Raw genomic sequence first — 16271 nt, forward strand, 5'->3', positions numbered from 1 at the left:
GGACGAAGTGCCGTCGCCCGGGCTCCCACCCGTCGAACTTCGGGTGGTGATGGGCCCGGTCCAGGGTCCCGGGCGGGGGTCGATCCCGACCAGGTCCCCGAAGCCGACAAGGCCGGCCTGGCCGCGTCCGCACCGGAGATCGTCGCGGCGGTCAAACGGATGCTCGACGGCGTGCGCGACGGGGAGTTGGCCCCGTCGCCGCCCGAGCCTGTCGCCGCGGCCCGCACCGGCTGGCTCTGAGCTCTCGAGTTCGGTTGCCCGGCAACGGCTACCGGGAGTCTTCCGCGGAAAAGACGTCGATCGCCCGCACGGGCGTCAACATCACCAGCGGGATCTGACGGCTGGTTGACTGCTGATAGGTGAGGTACGGCGGATACAGGTGCGCCATGTACGCCCACACCTGGTGGCGTTCCTCGGCCTCGGGCTCCCGCCAAGTGGCCTCGAACGCTTGAGTCGCGATCTGGACGCCGATCGTGTTGCTCTGCAAGACGTTCAAGTACCACTGCGGGTGCGTGTCGGCACCGCCCTTGGACGCGACGACCACGATCTCGCCACCGACGTTGCCGTAGATCAACGGCCTGACGTAGCTCTTCCCCGACTTGCGGCCCATACACCTGATCAGGCAGTGGGTGGTCATCGCCCTGCCCCCGACCGCGCTCACGTCCATGATGTGGCCGCGCGCGCCGCCGGAGGTCAGATACGTCTCGAGGTGCTCGGCGATCCAGTCGCTGCGTGCGGCTCGGATAGATGCGGCGTCGGCGTCGCTCATCGGTGACTCCTAACGTAAGCGAGGCGAGGGCCTTTGGATGACGGCTTCCGTCGCCCGACTATGCCAGGCGGACCGGTCAGCCGTGCGCCGACCCAACCCGGTGCCGTTAGCCGCTCGTCACCTTTTCGGCCAGCGCAGCCAACTTGGCGTCCAGTTGCTCCGCGGCGCTCAGTAATTCGGGATTGGGTTCGACGACCATCAGCGATGACGGCTTGACGTAGGTCAGGCTGCTGCCGGCCGGCTCGTCGGTGATCAAGACTTCGACCGGGGCGAACAGGCCCGCGGTCGGGTCGTGCCGCAGCATCGTGATCGCGATCAACGGGTTGCCGAGGATTACGCGAATCACCTTGCGGTCGATGCCGGCCTTGGGGATCCACGCGCCGTGGTCGAACAACCCGAACAACATGAATCCGCTGGGGCCGACGTGTGGTTCGACGGCCTGCCGGTAAGAATCCCAGTTGTCGCTAGTTGCCGCGATGTCGTTGATCGCGACGGCTCGCTCGCCGATGTCCGCGAGCAACGCGGCGAGCAGTTCGTCGTAGCTCTTCGTGCTGTCGTGGCGCACCCGCACGCCGTTGAAAACCGTCTCGGTCATAATCTTCCTGTCCTTCGGTCCTCGCCGATCTTGAGGATCGGGGTCCGGTTCTCCGGTTGCACCCTGTCCCACAAGCCGCCCTTGCCCAGTTCTCGTCCCAACTGCTCTTCGCGGCGGAACCACTCCTCGGCAGTCTTGATCCGATTCGGGTGGATCTCGTCGAGCAGGCCGTAATCGCGCTTGATCACCTCGTATTTCCACAAGTTCCAGAATCCGGTGAAGTTGTCGCGGATGTTCATCGTGCTCTTGTCCTTGGGGTCCGCGTTGTAACCGGCGGGCGCATCCGCGGCCCCGCTAAGTGGGCCCTCGCGCCAGTAGGTGTCCAGGTCGGTGTCGATGTACCGCGCCGGATGCCCGGTGACCGCCTCGAACGCCGCGGCGAGGTCGGCGTAGCGAATCTGGTCGACGGCGACTTCGAGATCCATGCCATTCGCGCGCTCGGGGTGGTCGAAAAGCCAGCGGACGTAATAGCCGCAGTCTTCGAGGGCCACATGGGGCACGGCCCCGTCGCCGAGCGGAACCCGCCAGGTCACCACGCCATCCTCGATGGTGGGGGCCATCGGTGTGCCGGGCGAAATCACCATCTCGATGTAGGGGCCCGACGTGAAGACCGCCGCGCCCATCCGATCGGCGTTCACCTGATTCTGGAACAGGATCCACTCACCCACGCGGCCCTTGCCGTCGTAATGGCCGGTGCGGAATCGCGAGTCATAGCCCGCTTTCTTGAGCCCGTAGTCGAGGTTGCCATACACGAAGAACTTGATTCCCTCTTCGATCGCTATCTCGTAGCTGCGGATGGCCCAATACATTTCGGTCTTCTCGCCCGTGTTGAATCCGTCGATGTTGACGAATGCCGCTTCACAACCGCGGAACCCTTCCCGCAGCTTCGCCTCGTCGGCGAATGAGCCTTCCAACACGGACACGTTGTCGAGGGCGAGCAGCTCCTTGGCTCGCCGGGAGCCGGGGTCTCGGCTGAGGAAGCGGATGGAATACTTGTCGTCGGCGACCAGGGCACGAATGATCGGCATGCCCTGGGCGCCGGTGCCGCCGACGACGAAGATCTTCTGGGACATCGTCGTCAGCCCAGCCGCTCGATGATGGTGGCGTTGGCCATGCCGCCGCCCTCGCACATCGTCTGCAGCCCGTACCGGCCGCCGCGCTGCTCCAAAGCGTTGACGAGCGTGGTCATGATGCGGGCGCCGCTGGCCCCCAGCGGATGGCCGATCGCGATGGCGCCGCCGTTGACATTCGTCTTGGCCAGATCGGCGCCGGTGTCGTGCGCCCAGGCGAGCACGACGGGCGCGAAGGCCTCGTTGACCTCGAACAGGTCGATGTCAGCCAGCGTCAATCCCGCACGGTGGAGCACCTTTTCGGTGGCCGGGATGACCCCGGTCAGCATGTACAGCGGATCCGAGCCCACGACGGTGGTGGTGTGGATGCGCGCCAGCGGGCGCAGGCCGAGCTTCTTGGCGACGTCGCTGGTGGTGATCAGCACGGCGGCGCTGCCGTCCGAGAGTGGCGAGGAGTTGCCGGCGGTGATCTCCCAATTGATCTGTGGGAAACGGGCTTTCATCGCCTCGCTGTAGAACGCGGGCCGCAAACCGGCCAGCGTCTCGACCGTCGTGCCGGGCCGGATGAATTCGTCGGCGGACAGCCCGGCGATCGGGATCAGCTCGTTGTCGAAGAGCCCATCCTTGGTGGCGCGCGCGGCCTTGTCGTGGCTGCCCGCGGAGAACTCGTCGAGCTGGGTGCGCGAGAAGCCCCACCGCGCCGCGATCAGTTCGGCGCTGATGCCCTGCGGCACCAGCCCGTCGGGATAGCGCCGCGTCATGTCGTCGCCGAAGGGATTGCTGCCCGGCAGCACCGAGGTGCCCATCGGGACGCGGCCCATCGACTCCACGCCGGCGGCGACGACGAGGTCGTAGGCGCCGGAGAGCACGCCCTGGGCGGCGAAGCTGATGGCCTGCTGGCTGCTGCCGCACTGCCGGTCGATCGTGACCCCGGGAACCGACTCGGGGAATCCGGCGCCGAGCAGCGCATTGCGGGCGATGTTGACCGCCTGGTCGCCGACCTGGGCGACGGCGCCGGCGATGACGTCGTCGATCTGCGCCGGGTCTACGCCGGTGCGCGCCACCAGCTCCCGCAGGCTGTGTGCCAGCAGGTCGGCGGGCAAGACGTCGTGCAGCGCACCGCTGGGCTTGCCCTTGCCGATGGGGGTGCGGACGGCTCCGACGATGACGGCGTCGCGATTCATGGCTCCTCCTTGAGTCCGACGATCTAGGTATAGACAGCTGTACCCAGGTAAACATCTAGGTACACTAAAAGCAACCCAGCCGGAAGGGTGATTTATGACACTGCTACAGGGGCCGCTCGCCGACCGCGATACCTGGTCGGCCGTCGGCGAGTGCGCGATCGAGAAGACCATGGCGGTGGTGGGCACCAAATCCGCGATGCTCATCATGCGCGAGGCCTACTACGGCACCACGCGCTTCGACGACTTCGCCCGCCGGGTGGGCATCACCAAGGCCGCCACCTCGGCCAGGCTGTCCGAACTGGTCGAGCTGGGGCTGCTGAAGCGGCAGCCCTACCACGAGCCGGGGCAGCGCCGGCGTGAGGAATACGTGCTCACGGAGGCCGGCATCGACTTCATGCCGGTGGTGTGGGCGATGTTCGAGTGGGGCCGGCGCCACCTGCCGGGCCGCCACCGGCTTCGCCTGACCCACCTCGGCTGTGGCGCCGATGCGGAGGTCCAAATGCGTTGCACCGAGGGGCATCTGGTGCCACCGGACGAGCTCGGCGTGCGGCTGGCTAAGTCTGGTTGAGCGCGGCCAGCAGCCGGCGGGCCGCGGCCACGCGGCGGGCGGCGGGGCCCGACAACGCGTCCAGGGCGCATTCGGGGTCGGCCGGCGGCCCCATGTGCCCGCAGCCGCGCGGGCAGTCCTCGATCGCCCCGGCGAGATCCGAGAAGGCCATCAGCACGTCGTCGGGTTGGATGTGTGCCAGCCCGAAGGACCGGATGCCCGGGGTGTCGATCACCCAGCCGGAGGTCGCCAGGGGCTTGCTCAAAGGGAAGGCGACGGACTGGGTGGAGGTGTGCCGGCCGCGGCCGATGTCGGTGACCTCGCCGACGGCCCGTTCCGCCTCGGGGACAAGGCGATTCACCAAGGTCGACTTGCCGACGCCGGAGTGCCCGAGCAGCACGGTGATCTTGCCGCCGAGCAGGTCGGCCACCGCGAGTAGCGGGTCGTCGCGGCCCGCGGCCACCACCGTGAGGTCCAGGTCGACGAACTGCTCGGCGAACGGCTCCGGCGGCGCCAGGTCGGTCTTGGTCAGGCACAGGATGGGCGTCAGGCCGCCGGCGTAGGCGGCGATCAGCGCCCGGTCCACCAGGCCGGTGCGCGGCGGCGGGTCGGCCAGCGCCACCACGATCAGCAACTGGTCGGCGTTGGCCACCACCACCCGTTCGGTCGGATCGGTGTCATCGGCGGTGCGGCGCAGGACCGTTCGCCGCTCAGCGCGCCGGACGATGCGGGCCAGGGTGTCCAGCCGCCCGGACAGATCGCCCACCACGTAGACGTCGTCGCCGACCACGATCGGGGTGCGGCCGAGTTCCCGCGCCCGCATGGCGGTGATCCGGCGTTCGGGGTCGCCGCCCAGCACGCACCCCCAGCGGCCACGGTCGACGCTGACCACCATCGCGGCCTCGGCGTCGGCGTGCTCGGGACGAGTCTTGGTGCGCGGTCGCGAACCCCTGCCGGAGCGGACCTTGACGTCGGACTCGTCGTAATCGCCGGGCCTCAAATATCGGACCCCAGCATGTGTGCCCACAGCTCCGGAAACTCCGGCAGTGTCTTGGAGGTGGAGCCGATGTCGTCGACCACGAGCCCGGCCACCCGCAGCCCGATGATCGCGCCCGCCATCGCCATCCGGTGGTCGGCGTAGGCCCGCCAGACGCCGGGGTGCAGCGGTGTCGCGGTGATAACCAGGCCGTCGGGCGTCTCGGTGCAGTCGCCGCCGAGGTTGGTGATCTCGGTGCGCAGCGCGGCGAGGCGGTCGGTCTCGTGGCCCCGCAGGTGACCGATGCCGGAGAGGCGCGACACGGACCCCGGGGTCGCCAGCGCGGCCAGCGCCGCCACCGACGGGGTCAGCTCGCCGACGTCGCGCAGGTCGACGTCGAAGCCGTCATAGCCGGCCGATCCGCGCACCTCCAGGTACGAACCATCTTGGTCGACAACGGCATTCAGCTTGCCCAGCACCGCCAGGATGTGCTCGGCCGGTTGCACGCTCGCCTCCGGCCAGCCGGTGATGCGCACCGTTCCGCCGCTGACCACGGCGGCTGCCAGGAAGGGGACGGCGTTGGTCAGGTCCGGTTCGACCTGCCAATGCCGGGCCGCGACCGGGCCGGGTTGCACCCGCCAGGTGTTGCGAACCGAGTCGTCGACCGCAACCCCGGCCTGGCGCAGCATCACCACCGTCATGGCGATGTGCGGCGCCGACGGCAGCGTCGCCCCGGTGTGCCGCACGGTCAGGCCCTCGGTGAACGACGGCGCGCACAACAGCAGCCCCGACACGAACTGCGAGGACGCCGACGCGTCGATGTCCACGGTCCCGCCGGCCACCGACCCGCCGCCGTGCACGCGGAAGGGCAGGCCCGAGCCCTCGATCGGCACGCCCAGGCCGCGCAGCGCGTCGAGCAGCGGCGCGATCGGCCGCGCCCGGGCCTGCTCGTCGCCGTCGAACTCGACCACCGCCTCGGCCAGCGCCGCCAGCGGCGGGACGAACCGCAGCACCGTCCCGGCCAGGCCGCAATCCACCGTTGCCTCGGGCCCCGGGGCGATCCGGCCACCGACCCTGAGCTCGGACCCGGTGCCGTCGACGCGCAAGCCGAGGGTGCGCAGCGCGCCGATCATCAGATCGGTGTCCCGGCTGCGCAGCGCCCCGCTGATGGTCGGGGCGCCGTGCCCCTGGGCGGCGGCCAACGCGGCCAGCACCAGCGCCCGATTGGTCTGCGACTTCGAGCCCGGAACGGTCACGGTCGCGTGCACCGGTTCCGGCGCGCTGGGGGCCGTCCACATACTCACCGGTCCATCATGGCGTGTCACCGAGCAATGCCACTATGGGACTTATGTGTGGACGGTTCGCGGTCACCACCGATCCGGCGCTGCTGGCCCAGAAGATCAAGGCGATCGATGAGGCCACCGGCGCCTCCGAGAGCGCCGGCACGCCCAACTACAACGTGGCGCCGACGTCGACGATCGCCGCCGTCGTGAGCCGCCACACCGATCCCGATGACGAGCCCACCCGCCGGGTGCGGCTGATGCGCTGGGGCCTGGTCCCGCCCTGGGTCAAGGCCGATGCCGACGGGGCGCCCGAGACCAAGGGCCCGATGCTGATCAACGCCCGCGCCGACAAGGTCACCACGTCGCCCGCGTTCCGGTCGAGCGCGAAGTCGAAGCGTTGTCTGATCCCGATGGACGGCTACTACGAATGGCGCGTCAACCCCGACGCGGCCGGCGGCAAGAAGTCCCGCAAGACGCCCTTCTTCATGTTCCGCCAGGACGGCGAGCCGCTGTTCATGGCGGGGCTGTGGTCGGTCTGGAAGCCGGCCAAGGCGGGCTCGCCGCTGCTGAGCTGCACCATCATCACCACCGACGCGCCCGGCGAGCTGGCCGAGATCCATGACCGGATGCCTCTGGTGGTGCCGGAAGGGGAGTGGGACCGCTGGCTGGACCCCGACGCCCCGATCGACGAAAAGCTGCTCACCCGGCCGCCCGACGTGAGCGGCATTCGAATGCGCGAGGTCTCGACCCTGGTCAACAACGTCCGCAACAACGGGCCCCAGTTACTCGAGCCGGCCGACCCGGAGCCCGAGCAGGCGACCCTGCTTTAGGGTGCTCACCGAGGCGGCGCTTCGCGGTTGTACGCGCGAGACAACATCCGGGCCACCTTTGTGGTTCGGCGACGGATCCGCGGGGTCCACGTGCGCTTTACCATGCATGGGTGACCGGCTCGTACACCCACACCTTCGAGGAGATCCGTGACCGCCCGGTGGCGGTGATCGGGGCGGGTACGCTCGGGCGCCGCATCGCGCTGATGTTCGCCAGCCGCGGCGGGACGGTGCGGATCTTCGCGCCCCGCGCCGAACAGCGCGCCTCGGCGGTCGACTTCGTCGCGCAGAACCTGCCAAAGTTGTTGCAGGAGCGTGGTTTTGGTGAGATCGGTCAGGCGGTCGCGACGGGCTCGCTGGAAGAGGCGCTCGACGGCGCATGGCTGGTGGTCGAGTCGGTTCCAGAAAAGCTCGAGGTCAAGATCGCCGCCTGGGACCAGATCGACCAGGCGGCGCCGGCGGATACGATCTTCGCCACCAATTCGTCGTCGTACCCGTCGCGCCTGATGGCAACGTACGTGAAGGACAAGTCGCGGCTGTGCAACATGCACTTCTATATGCCTCCGGCCTCCATCGGCGTGGATCTGATGTCCGACGGTCAGACCGATCGGGGACTACTCGACACCCTGCTGACCGTCCTGCCGGAGTTCGGCGTCCATCCCTTCGAGGCGCGCAAGGAATGCACCGGCTTCATCTTCAATCGCATCTGGGCCGCCATCAAACGCGAGTCGCTGGCGGTGGTAGCGGAGGGGGTGGCCCGTCCCGAGGACGTCGACGGCATGTTCAAGGTCAACCTCGGCGTGCCGGCCGGTCCGTTTCAGATGATGGACGCCGTGGGCCTCGACGTCGTGCTCGACATCGAAAACCACTATGCCCAGGAGTTCCCGCACCTTCCCGAACACGTGCGTGAGTTGCTGCAGTCCTACGTCGACGCCGGCAAGCTCGGCATCAAGTCCGGCGAGGGCTTCTACACGTACTAGGACGCGCCCTTGGCCCGGTCGCCGTCAGTTGCTCAAGACCAGGCGCCAACTTCCGGCGATCAAACGGTCCGGCACGCACCAGAAGTTGTTCCAGTTTCCCGGCGTCGTGGCCTTGACCCCCGGCCCGGCGTCCTGACATGCCTCCCGGGTCGGATAGTTGCCCTCGGTTTGGATCGTCTCGGCCTTGCCGACGCCGACGCCGACGGTCAGCAGCCCGGTGAAAGCCAGCAGGCCCGCGGCGACGATGGCCCTCGGGTCGATTGACCGCTTTGCGTCCATGCGCTCCTCCTATGTGATGCACCGCTGATGAGCGAAGGGTGTCAGATGGGCGCGCCGCGCACAACACGTGGGTGATGCCGAATTGTGGCCAAAGGGCCCTTATCTTCGACATCGGAACTGGCAAATCATATGGTCATGACAACTACCGACCGGACCGTTTTTGAAGGTCCATTGCAACAGCTGGCGCGCAGCGCGTGGCAGCTGCTTCTGCTCATCGGCGTGCTGGCGGTGGCACTCGGTGTCATCGTGCTGGCCTGGCCGGGCAAGACACTCTTCGTCGCGGGTGTCCTGTTCGGGATCTACCTGGTGGCTTCCGGCATCGGCTACGTGTTCACGGCCTTTGGCACAGACGTGGGCGCCGCTATGCGGGTGCTCACGTTCCTCACCGGCGTCGTGTCAATCGTGCTGGGGTTCTTCTGTTTTCGCGACAAATTCGAGGCCGTCACGCTGCTGGCGATCTGGATCGGCGTCAGCTGGCTGTTCCGCGGGATGACCATCCTGGCCGCGGCGCTGTCGTTCGACCACATGCCCGGCCGCGGCTGGCAGGTGCTCTCCGGCTTGATCATCGTGGTCGGCGGGGCCGTGCTGATCGTCTCGCCGTTGGATTCGATCGCGATCCTGACCCTCGTCGCGGGTTGCTGGTTGATCGCCATCGGCATCGTCGACATCATCAACGCCATCCAGGTTCGCAACCGCGCCAAGCACGTTGTGGACACACTGGCCCGGCCCGCCGCCTAGGCGGGGCACCCGGGCCATCTAGTCAGGGCGGACCGACTTTCGGCGCCGAGATTGCGGCGGCGGTTGTGCTCCACGGGCAAACCACGACCCCCACGGCAATCTCGGCGACGGCGGTGCCCGTCAGGGCAGCCGCCGCTCGGCCTCGAACGCCAGGCACAGCTCGGCGAGATCCCGCGGTCGCGACACAGAGCGGCCCGTCAGCTCTTCGATGCGGCGCAGCCGGTGCCGCACCGTATTGGGATGACAGAAGATCTTCGCCGCGGCGTCGTTCGCGGAACCGTCCGCGTCGAGCCAGGCCTGAAATGTGTTGAGCAGGATCGAGCGCTCATCCGCGGCCAACTCGTTAAGCCGCTGCAACAGCAGGGACTTGATCTTGCCCATCACCTCGGGTGCGCTGACGGCCGCCAACGCGAGTGGAGTGTCATCGAACACCGACACGAGCGAGTCCCCTGATTGCTTACTGCCGGCCGCCGCCCGGGCTAACCGCAAGGCGTCGCCGGTGTCGGTCAGGCTCCGAAACGGCGGACTGATGCCGACCCGCGCAGTCGCGGCCTGACCGAGCACCTCGACCAAGATTCTCAAAGGGGCGGAAACCCGCGGGCCTTTGAGCGCAACGATCCCGACCTGGAGGTCCGGGGAGAGCCGCCACGCCGAACGGATGTCGCGGGCGGACAGCTTGTTCTCGATCGCCGGGAGGCCCAAACGCCCAACGGCCGGCAGCTTCGCGGCCACCACGACGTAGGGCCCAGACGCCGGTAACCGCAGTAAATCCGCTGCCTCCCAAAGGCTCTGCTTGTCAGTCATCCGCTGCGACAGCAGCGCCTCGACCAAAGCCGACCGCTCTTCTTCACGCTCGAGGAGCTGTGTGGTGAGCTGCTGGCGGTAGGCCGTGGCCATCGCCTGGGTGAAAGTCTCCTGCGCGAAGAAGATGCGTGCGGTGGCATCCAGGATGGCGTCGGTCGGTATCGCCGCGGCGCGGGCGACGGCCAGGGTCTCCTCCCACATGAACCGGAAACCGATGCGGTAGGCGGTCATGACCGCCGGCAGCGGCACCCCGGCGGTCGCCCGCTCGGTGCCGGTGCGCTCGGCGGGCGAGACGTCGACATCGTCCTCGCCGGTGAGCGAATGAAAGATGAAAGCCACGTTCGCCACGCAACTCTCGGCCACCTGACCCTTCGTGACGACGGTGTCGTCGCGGTAGGCGTCGATGTCCCGGCAAAGCACGTCGGCCATGGCCCTGCCCAGCGCGGGCGCGCGCGCCAGCATGAGCTTGCTGAGCTCCACCACATGCGGGTCAACCGCCACGCCGCCCATAACGCGAACCTTATTCCTGACCGCCGGCGAATGTGACCGGTCACAGTCAACCGGGCGCGGTGTTGTTTCGGCGAACATTGTGATCGGAGGTTGCCGGGATGACGCTGGAAGCACGCCCGAAGAACTCGTCCCGGAGGCACACCATGGCGGCACTGAGCGCCCACCTGATCGCGTCGAAGGACCGTCACCCCGAACGCATCGCGCTGCGTTGCGACGACCTGACATTCACCTTCGCCGAACTCGACGCCGCCGCGGCGCGGGTGGCGACGCTGCTGGAACGGGCGGGGATCCGGCCCGGCGACCGGGTCGGTGTGATGCTGCCCAACACACCGGCCTTCGCGGTCGCGTTCTACGGCATCATGTATCGGGGCGCCGTCGCGGTCCCGATGAACCCGCTGCTGAAAGAGCGGGAGATCGCCTACTACCTCTCGAACAGCGGCGCCACGGCGCTCTTTGCGACGCCGGCTTTCGCCGACGAGGTCATCCCGGCGGCGGCCCGTGGCGGGGCGCGATGCTGGCTCGTCGATGACGCGGACCTGATGAAGCTCGTCGCGGACCTGCCGGAGCAGACCACCGCGATACAGCGCAGCGACGACGATGTCGCGGTCATCTTGCACACCTCCGGGACCACCGGAAAACCGAAGGGCGCCATGCTTACTCATGGGAGCCTCCGGCGCATCGCCGAGGTCGGCGTTCGCACCCTGCTCGGGGCGGGGCCGGCCGATGTGGTGATGGGCTGCTTGCCCCTCTTCCATGTTTTCGGACTCACCTGCGGGCTCAACGTTTCCGTTCTTGCGGGCGCGATGCTGACACTCATCCCTCGGTTCGACCCGCTCAAGGCGCTCCAGGTGATCGAGCGTGACACCGTCACGATCTTCGAGGGGGTGCCGACCATGTACTCGGCGTTGCTCGGCGTGGCCGATCAGGCCTCGACGGGCGCGACGCGGAGCTTGCGGACCTGCGCCTCCGGCGGCGCCGCACTGCCCGTCCAGGTCCTCGCCGACTTTGAAAAGACGTTCCAGTGCACCGTTTTGGAGGGGTACGGGCTTTCCGAGAGCACGGCGGTCGCGGCGTTCAATCATCCCGATCGCCCCCGCAAGGCGGGCTCGATCGGCACCCCGATCGAGGGTGTCGAGATGCGGGTCGTCGACTTCGGTGGCGCCGAGGTCCCGCGGGGCCAGACCGGAGAGATTCAGATCCGCGGCCATAACGTGATGAAGGGCTACTGGAACCTGCCGGAGGCGACGCGGGCCACCATCACACCCGACGGGTGGCTGAACACTGGCGACGTCGGCCGCGTCGACGAGGACGGCTACTTCTACATCGTCGACCGCACAAAGGACTTGATCATCCGCGGCGGGTACAACGTCTATCCCCGCGAGGTCGAGGAAGTGCTCTATGAGCATCCGGCGGTGGCCGAAGCCGCCGTCGTCGGTATTCCGCACGACTCCCTCGGTGAGGAGGTCGGCGCCGCCGTCGCGCTCAAGGAGGGCGCTTCCGCGGCGCCGGAGGAACTGCGCGAATACGTGAAGCGGCGCGTGGCCGCCTACAAGTACCCGCGTTTGGTGTGGCTCGTCGACGCGCTGCCCAAGGGGCCCACCGGCAAGGTCCAGAAGCGCGACATCAACATCCCCGCAGTAGAAAGCATGCGATAACCATGGTCACCCAAACCGCCAGAGCCGAAGAGCTCGCCGCACCCCTCGACCTGCTCTTGACGAGCGCCACCAAGCCGTTCGCCGGCCGGATGATGCCCGACGACACCTGGACCCGATTCGCCGTCGGCCTCGCCAAGCAGCCCGGCGCGGTGGCCGGCCGGATCGGGGCTCTCACCCGCGAGCTCGGCGCCGTCGCGGCCGGCAACTCACACCGGGTGCCGGCGCGCGCCGACAAGCGATTCGCCGACCCGGCCTGGGAGCAGAACCCGGTGCTGCACCGGATCATGCAGGCCTATCTCGCCGGCGCGGAGACCGCCGAGGGGCTGCTCGCCGACGCCGGGCTGGACTGGCGCGACCAGGAGAGGATGCGGTTCGTCGTCGACAATCTGGTCGAGGGTCTGGCCCCCAGTAACAACCCGCTGATCAGCCCGCTCGGCTGGAAGGCGATGATCGACACCGGCGGCCTGAGCGCGGTGCGGGGCCTGAAAGCGTTTGCGCGGGACATGCTTTCGAAGCCCCGGGTGCCCGCGATGGTCGAGCCCGACGCCTACGCGGTGGGCGAGACCTTGGCCCTCACCAAGGGAGCGGTCGTGCTGCGCACGTCCATGTTCGAACTGATCCAATACGCGCCGCAGACCGCGAAGGTCCGTGAGGTCCCGCTGCTGTTGGTGCCGCCGGTGATCAACAAGTACTACATCATGGACATCGCGCCCGGCCGCAGCATGATCGAGTACTTCGTCGCCCAGGGGCAGCAGGTGTTCGTCGTCTCCTGGCGCAATCCGCAGAAGCGCCATCGGGATTGGGGCTTCGACGCGTACGGCGCGGCGATCATCGAGGCGATGGACGCGGTGGAGAAGATCAGCGGGACCGACCGCACCCACCTGCTAGCCACCTGCTCGGGCGGAATCCTGGCCGCGATGACGGCGGCCCACCTGGCCGAGATCGGCCGCGGTGACCGGGTGGCCGGCCTCAACCTGTCCGTCACCGTGCTGGACGAGAACCGGGCGGGCCTGGCTGCCGCGGTGATGAGCGATCGCGCGGCCCAGGCGGCGATCCGGGTCTCGGCCCGAAAGGGCTACCTGGACGGTCGGGACATGGCCGAGATGTTCGCCTGGCTGCGGCCCACCGACCTGGTGTGGCGGTACTGGGTGAACAACTACGTCCAGGGACGCAAGCCGGCGCCGTTCGACGTGCTGTTCTGGAACGCCGACACCACCCGGATGACGGCCGCGCTGCACCGCGACATGGTGCTGATGGCCGTGCGCAACGCCCTCGTCACCCCCGGCGGGGTCGAGATGCTCGGCACCCCGGTGGACCTGTCGAAGGTCACCGCCGACGCCTACGTCGTCGGCGGCGTCGCCGACCACATCTCGCCGTGGCAGGCCACGTACCGCAGCGCACGGCTGCTCGGCAGCAAGGACAACCGGTACGTGCTGTCCACCAGCGGCCACATCGCGGCTCTGGTCAACCCGCCGGGCAACCCGAAGGCTTCGTACCGGACCGGACCGGTCGAGGCGGAGGATCCGCAAGAGTGGCTGCAGTCGTCGCAGCAGTCCAAGGACTCCTGGTGGCCGGACTACGTGGAGTGGCTCGCCGAGCGCAGCGGGCCGGAGGTCGATGCCCCGAAAGCCCTTGGCGGCGAGGGACTCCCGCCGCTCGGACCCGCTCCCGGCGGCTATGTGATGGAGAAGTGAGTGAGGCGCAGCCCACAACAACAGCGGCGCCTGCGGGTGGTCCAGCCGAGCACGGTGGGCCACGAGCGTTACGTTAGCGCCGGCGGGCAGCGGATCCGGGTCAACATCCGTCGGGGAACCGGAGTGCCGCTCGTGCTCTGCAACGGCATCGGCGCCAGCCTGGAGGTGCTCGACCCGCTGGTCGAGCAGCTGCCGATGACGGTCGTGAGGTTCGATGTGCCGGGTACCGGGGGGTCGCCGACCTCGCCCCTGCCCTACGGGTTTCCCTATCTGGCCTGGGTGTTGGGCCGGGTGTTGTCCAAACTCGGCATCGGGGTCGTCGACATCTTCGGGCTGTCCTGGGGCGGGGCGCTGGCGCAGCAGTTCGCGTTCCAGAATCCACGCCGATGCAGGCGCATGGTATTGGTGGCGACGGGCACCGGCATCCTCATGGTGCCGGCCAGCCCCTTCGTGCTGGCGAAAATGGCCACCCCGCGCCGGTTCTCGGATCCCAACTACGCCGCTTCGATCGCCGGTGACCTCTACGGCGGCACCGTCCGCGCCCACGGCGAAGACGTGGCGAAGCTGTTCGTGCGGCAGTTACACGCCGGCTCGAAGATGGGCTACCTGCATCAACTGCTCGCCGGGTCGGTCTGGACGAGCCTGTTCGCGCTGCCCGCGGTGCGGCAGGAGACGCTGATCGTCTCGGGCACCGACGACCCGATCATCCCGGTGGCCAACGCCCACCTCCTGCACCGGTTGCTGCCCCATGCGGTTCTCCACCTGCATTCGGGCGGTCACATCGACATCGTGCACAACGCGACCGAGCTCGCCCCCGTGATCGAGGGTTTTCTGAGCGAGGCGGGCGAACGGGCCTAGCCGCGGATGTCCGCGGTGACCGCATTCGTCAACCGGATCAGGTCCTGTGGCGAAACGCCGACGTCCCAGCCTCGCCTGCCCGCGCTGCAGTACACCCGCTCGAAGTCCAGCGCGCCCGCGTCCACGACCGTCGGCAGGGTCTTGCGCTGCCCGAACGGCGACACGGCGCCCACCAGGTAGCCGGTGGCCCGCTCGGCGGCGGCGGACTCGGCCATGACCGCTTTGGCCACCCCCAGCGCCGCGGCGCTCGCCTTCAGCGAAAGCCGCTCCGGCACAGGCAGTATCGCGACGGCCAGCGCGCCGGGCACCGCGATGACGAGGGTCTTGAAGACCTGTTCGGGTGCGATGCCGCGCTCGGTCAGCGCGTGGACCGCCTCGGCGCCGAACGAGCGCTCGCGCGGATCGTGGTCGAACGTGACAACCTCATGCGGCACACCGGCTTTCACCAGCGCGGCGAGCGCGGGCGTGGCGGCGCGAGGCATCAGGGCCCGGCCCGGCTAGGGGCCCGAGTACCCCGGCGGGTTCACGCCGTCGACCCAGAAGTCGACACCGAGCTGCCCGCCCGGCACGCAGTTGTAGACCGACAGGTCGGTGACGCCGGACTCCAGCAGCACGTCCTCACACAGCAGGGTGTTGCCGGTGTACTCGCGGGCGGGCTTGTTGAGGATCACGTACGCGGCGTCGGAGTACACCTCCGGCTTGCGGGCGCGGCCCATCGCCTCGTCACCCCCGAGCAGGTTCTGCACCGCGGCGGTGGCCACCAGCGTGCGCGGCCACAGCGTGTTCGACGCGATGCCCGCCTCGCGCATCTCCTCGGCGATGCCCAGCGCGCACAGCGTCATGCCGAACTTGGCCATCATGTACGCGGTCGGCTTCAGCCACTCCTTGCCGAGCAGCACGGGCGGAGACAGCGTCAGGATGTGCGGGTTGTCCCCCTTCTTCAGGTGCGGGATGCAGGCCTGCGACACCGCGTACGTGCCGCGCACCTGGATGCCGTTCATCAGGTCGAACCGCTTCATCGGCACCTCGGTGATGGACCCCAGGTTGATCGCCGACGCGTTGTTGACGCAGATGTCGATGCCGCCGAACTGCTCGACGGCCTTGGCCACCGCGGCCTCCACGGACTCCGGGTCCCGGACGTCCCCCACGATCGGCAGGGCCTGCCCACCCGCCTCCTCCAGCTCCTTGGCGGCGGTGTACACCGTGCCCGGCAGCTTGGGGTGGGGCTCGGCGGTCTTGGCGATCAGGGCGATGTTGGCGCCGTCTTGGGCGGCGCGCTTGGCGATCGCCAGGCCGATACCGCGGCTGGCGCCGGAGATGAACATGGTCTTGCCGTTCAGGGACATGGCGTCACATTAACGTCCTGCCGCTCCCGCCCGGACCGGGGGACGGGCGGCGACGGACTCCGCCGGGAAATAGCACGTCGGCCCCCGCTGTTGACTCAATCGGTCTCTGAAGTTACGTAGGCGCACCCAGGCAGACACTGTCGGTGGCAGCCTCTA

17 protein-coding genes and 1 pseudogene are annotated in these 16271 nt (G+C 68.4%); 8 read left to right on the forward strand and 10 right to left on the reverse strand.

Going from position 1 to position 16271, the window contains the following annotated elements:
- A pseudogene (locus A5691_RS28120) lies at window positions 1-240 on the forward strand (hypothetical protein); the annotation flags it as partial.
- Between the two features lie 28 nt (window positions 241-268).
- On the opposite strand, the gene A5691_RS19740 reads toward A5691_RS28120, so the two are convergent.
- The 4 genes from A5691_RS19740 to A5691_RS19755 form a co-directional block, all read right to left on the reverse strand.
- Window positions 269-769 (reverse strand): nitroreductase/quinone reductase family protein, encoded by a 501-nt coding sequence (locus A5691_RS19740; RefSeq protein WP_067757217.1) that lies wholly within the window; start codon window positions 767-769, stop codon window positions 269-271.
- A 106-nt stretch (window positions 770-875) separates the two neighbouring features.
- The gene (locus A5691_RS19745) at window positions 876-1364 is read right to left on the reverse strand and encodes a DUF302 domain-containing protein (RefSeq protein WP_067888224.1); all 489 of its coding nucleotides are present in this window, start codon (window positions 1362-1364) and stop codon (window positions 876-878) included.
- Window positions 1361-2437 (reverse strand): NmrA family NAD(P)-binding protein, encoded by a 1077-nt coding sequence (locus tag A5691_RS19750; protein ID WP_067782979.1) that lies wholly within the window; start codon window positions 2435-2437, stop codon window positions 1361-1363. The genes A5691_RS19745 and A5691_RS19750 overlap by 4 nt, the downstream gene beginning before the upstream one ends.
- Window positions 2438-2442: 5 nt before the next feature.
- Entirely contained in the window at window positions 2443-3618 is a 1176-nt protein-coding gene (locus A5691_RS19755; protein WP_067782976.1) for a thiolase family protein, read from the reverse strand.
- Window positions 3619-3712: 94 nt separating this feature from the next.
- On the opposite strand from A5691_RS19755, the gene A5691_RS19760 reads away from it, so the two are divergent.
- The gene (locus tag A5691_RS19760) at window positions 3713-4186 is read left to right on the forward strand and encodes a helix-turn-helix domain-containing protein (protein ID WP_067757229.1); all 474 of its coding nucleotides are present in this window, start codon (window positions 3713-3715) and stop codon (window positions 4184-4186) included.
- Here A5691_RS19760 and rsgA read toward each other — a convergent pair.
- The gene (gene rsgA, locus A5691_RS19765) at window positions 4173-5165 is read right to left on the reverse strand and encodes a ribosome small subunit-dependent GTPase A (RefSeq protein ID WP_067782974.1); all 993 of its coding nucleotides are present in this window, start codon (window positions 5163-5165) and stop codon (window positions 4173-4175) included. The genes A5691_RS19760 and rsgA overlap by 14 nt on opposite strands.
- Window positions 5162-6445 carry a 3-phosphoshikimate 1-carboxyvinyltransferase gene (gene aroA / locus A5691_RS19770; RefSeq protein ID WP_156675541.1) on the reverse strand — a complete coding sequence of 428 codons (1284 nt, stop codon included), beginning with the start codon at window positions 6443-6445 and terminating at the stop codon, window positions 5162-5164. Before aroA ends, rsgA begins: the two co-directional genes overlap by 4 nt.
- A gap of 44 nt (window positions 6446-6489) precedes the next feature.
- Between aroA and A5691_RS19775 the strand changes: the two genes are divergently transcribed.
- Window positions 6490-7254 carry an SOS response-associated peptidase gene (locus A5691_RS19775; protein WP_067757244.1) on the forward strand — a complete coding sequence of 255 codons (765 nt, stop codon included), beginning with the start codon at window positions 6490-6492 and terminating at the stop codon, window positions 7252-7254.
- A 110-nt stretch (window positions 7255-7364) separates the two neighbouring features.
- On the forward strand, window positions 7365-8231 hold the full coding sequence (locus A5691_RS19780; protein WP_068015562.1) for a 3-hydroxyacyl-CoA dehydrogenase family protein: 867 nt from the start codon (window positions 7365-7367) through the stop codon (window positions 8229-8231).
- A gap of 24 nt (window positions 8232-8255) precedes the next feature.
- Here the strand turns inward: A5691_RS19780 and A5691_RS19785 are convergent, their stop codons facing one another.
- Window positions 8256-8510, reverse strand: a complete 255-nt coding sequence (locus tag A5691_RS19785) for a hypothetical protein (RefSeq protein WP_067782966.1) — start codon at window positions 8508-8510, stop codon at window positions 8256-8258.
- 135 nt (window positions 8511-8645) lie between these two features.
- Here A5691_RS19785 and A5691_RS19790 point away from each other — a divergent pair, with 135 nt between their 5' ends.
- Window positions 8646-9248 carry an HdeD family acid-resistance protein gene (locus A5691_RS19790; protein ID WP_067757344.1) on the forward strand — a complete coding sequence of 201 codons (603 nt, stop codon included), beginning with the start codon at window positions 8646-8648 and terminating at the stop codon, window positions 9246-9248.
- Window positions 9249-9368: 120 nt separating this feature from the next.
- Here the strand turns inward: A5691_RS19790 and A5691_RS19795 are convergent, their stop codons facing one another.
- Window positions 9369-10562: a CdaR family transcriptional regulator gene (locus A5691_RS19795; protein ID WP_067757252.1), complete on the reverse strand. Its 1194-nt coding sequence runs from the start codon at window positions 10560-10562 to the stop codon at window positions 9369-9371.
- Between the two features lie 143 nt (window positions 10563-10705).
- Between A5691_RS19795 and A5691_RS19800 the strand changes: the two genes are divergently transcribed.
- Genes A5691_RS19800 through A5691_RS19810 form a run of 3 tightly spaced genes read left to right on the forward strand, consistent with a single transcriptional unit; the run spans window position 10706 to window position 14769 of the window.
- Window positions 10706-12217 carry a long-chain fatty acid--CoA ligase gene (locus A5691_RS19800; protein WP_067782988.1) on the forward strand — a complete coding sequence of 504 codons (1512 nt, stop codon included), beginning with the start codon at window positions 10706-10708 and terminating at the stop codon, window positions 12215-12217.
- A 2-nt stretch (window positions 12218-12219) separates the two neighbouring features.
- Window positions 12220-13911, forward strand: coding sequence for an alpha/beta hydrolase (locus A5691_RS19805; protein ID WP_067757255.1), 1692 nt, complete (start codon window positions 12220-12222; stop codon window positions 13909-13911).
- Window positions 13912-13941: 30 nt separating this feature from the next.
- Complete coding sequence (locus A5691_RS19810; protein ID WP_067782985.1) at window positions 13942-14769, forward strand: alpha/beta fold hydrolase; 828 nt, start codon at window positions 13942-13944, stop codon at window positions 14767-14769.
- On the opposite strand, the gene A5691_RS19815 is transcribed toward A5691_RS19810, so the two are convergent.
- Both A5691_RS19815 and A5691_RS19820 read right to left on the reverse strand, forming a co-directional pair.
- Complete coding sequence (locus A5691_RS19815) at window positions 14766-15251, reverse strand: aminoacyl-tRNA deacylase (RefSeq protein WP_067782963.1); 486 nt, start codon at window positions 15249-15251, stop codon at window positions 14766-14768. The two genes, A5691_RS19810 and A5691_RS19815, sit on opposite strands and share 4 nt — an antisense overlap.
- Window positions 15252-15266: 15 nt before the next feature.
- Window positions 15267-16115: an NAD(P)-dependent oxidoreductase gene (locus tag A5691_RS19820; RefSeq protein ID WP_067782960.1), complete on the reverse strand. Its 849-nt coding sequence runs from the start codon at window positions 16113-16115 to the stop codon at window positions 15267-15269.
- Between the last annotated feature and the right edge of the window lie 156 nt (window positions 16116-16271).

This window comes from Mycobacterium sp. E183 (assembly GCF_001667735.1).
Classification (GTDB): Bacteria; Actinomycetota; Actinomycetes; order Mycobacteriales; family Mycobacteriaceae; genus Mycobacterium.

Bases quoted from the DNA above. Each gene is read 5' to 3' on its own strand.
- A5691_RS19755 (WP_067782976.1), bottom strand. From the start codon at position 3,618: ATGAATCGCGACGCCGTCATCGTCGGAGCCGTCCGCACCCCCATCGGC.
- A5691_RS19795 (WP_067757252.1), bottom strand. From the start codon at position 10,562: ATGGGCGGCGTGGCGGTTGACCCGCATGTGGTGGAGCTCAGCAAGCTC.
- A5691_RS19790 (WP_067757344.1), top strand. From the start codon at position 8,646: ATGACAACTACCGACCGGACCGTTTTTGAAGGTCCATTGCAACAGCTG.
- A5691_RS19760 (WP_067757229.1), top strand. From the start codon at position 3,713: ATGACACTGCTACAGGGGCCGCTCGCCGACCGCGATACCTGGTCGGCC.
- A5691_RS19800 (WP_067782988.1), top strand. From the start codon at position 10,706: ATGGCGGCACTGAGCGCCCACCTGATCGCGTCGAAGGACCGTCACCCC.
- A5691_RS19785 (WP_067782966.1), bottom strand. From the start codon at position 8,510: ATGGACGCAAAGCGGTCAATCGACCCGAGGGCCATCGTCGCCGCGGGC.
- A5691_RS19775 (WP_067757244.1), top strand. From the start codon at position 6,490: ATGTGTGGACGGTTCGCGGTCACCACCGATCCGGCGCTGCTGGCCCAG.
- A5691_RS19805 (WP_067757255.1), top strand. From the start codon at position 12,220: ATGGTCACCCAAACCGCCAGAGCCGAAGAGCTCGCCGCACCCCTCGAC.
- A5691_RS19815 (WP_067782963.1), bottom strand. From the start codon at position 15,251: ATGCCTCGCGCCGCCACGCCCGCGCTCGCCGCGCTGGTGAAAGCCGGT.
- A5691_RS19750 (WP_067782979.1), bottom strand. From the start codon at position 2,437: ATGTCCCAGAAGATCTTCGTCGTCGGCGGCACCGGCGCCCAGGGCATG.
- A5691_RS19740 (WP_067757217.1), bottom strand. From the start codon at position 769: ATGAGCGACGCCGACGCCGCATCTATCCGAGCCGCACGCAGCGACTGG.
- A5691_RS19820 (WP_067782960.1), bottom strand. From the start codon at position 16,115: ATGTCCCTGAACGGCAAGACCATGTTCATCTCCGGCGCCAGCCGCGGT.
- A5691_RS19745 (WP_067888224.1), bottom strand. From the start codon at position 1,364: ATGACCGAGACGGTTTTCAACGGCGTGCGGGTGCGCCACGACAGCACG.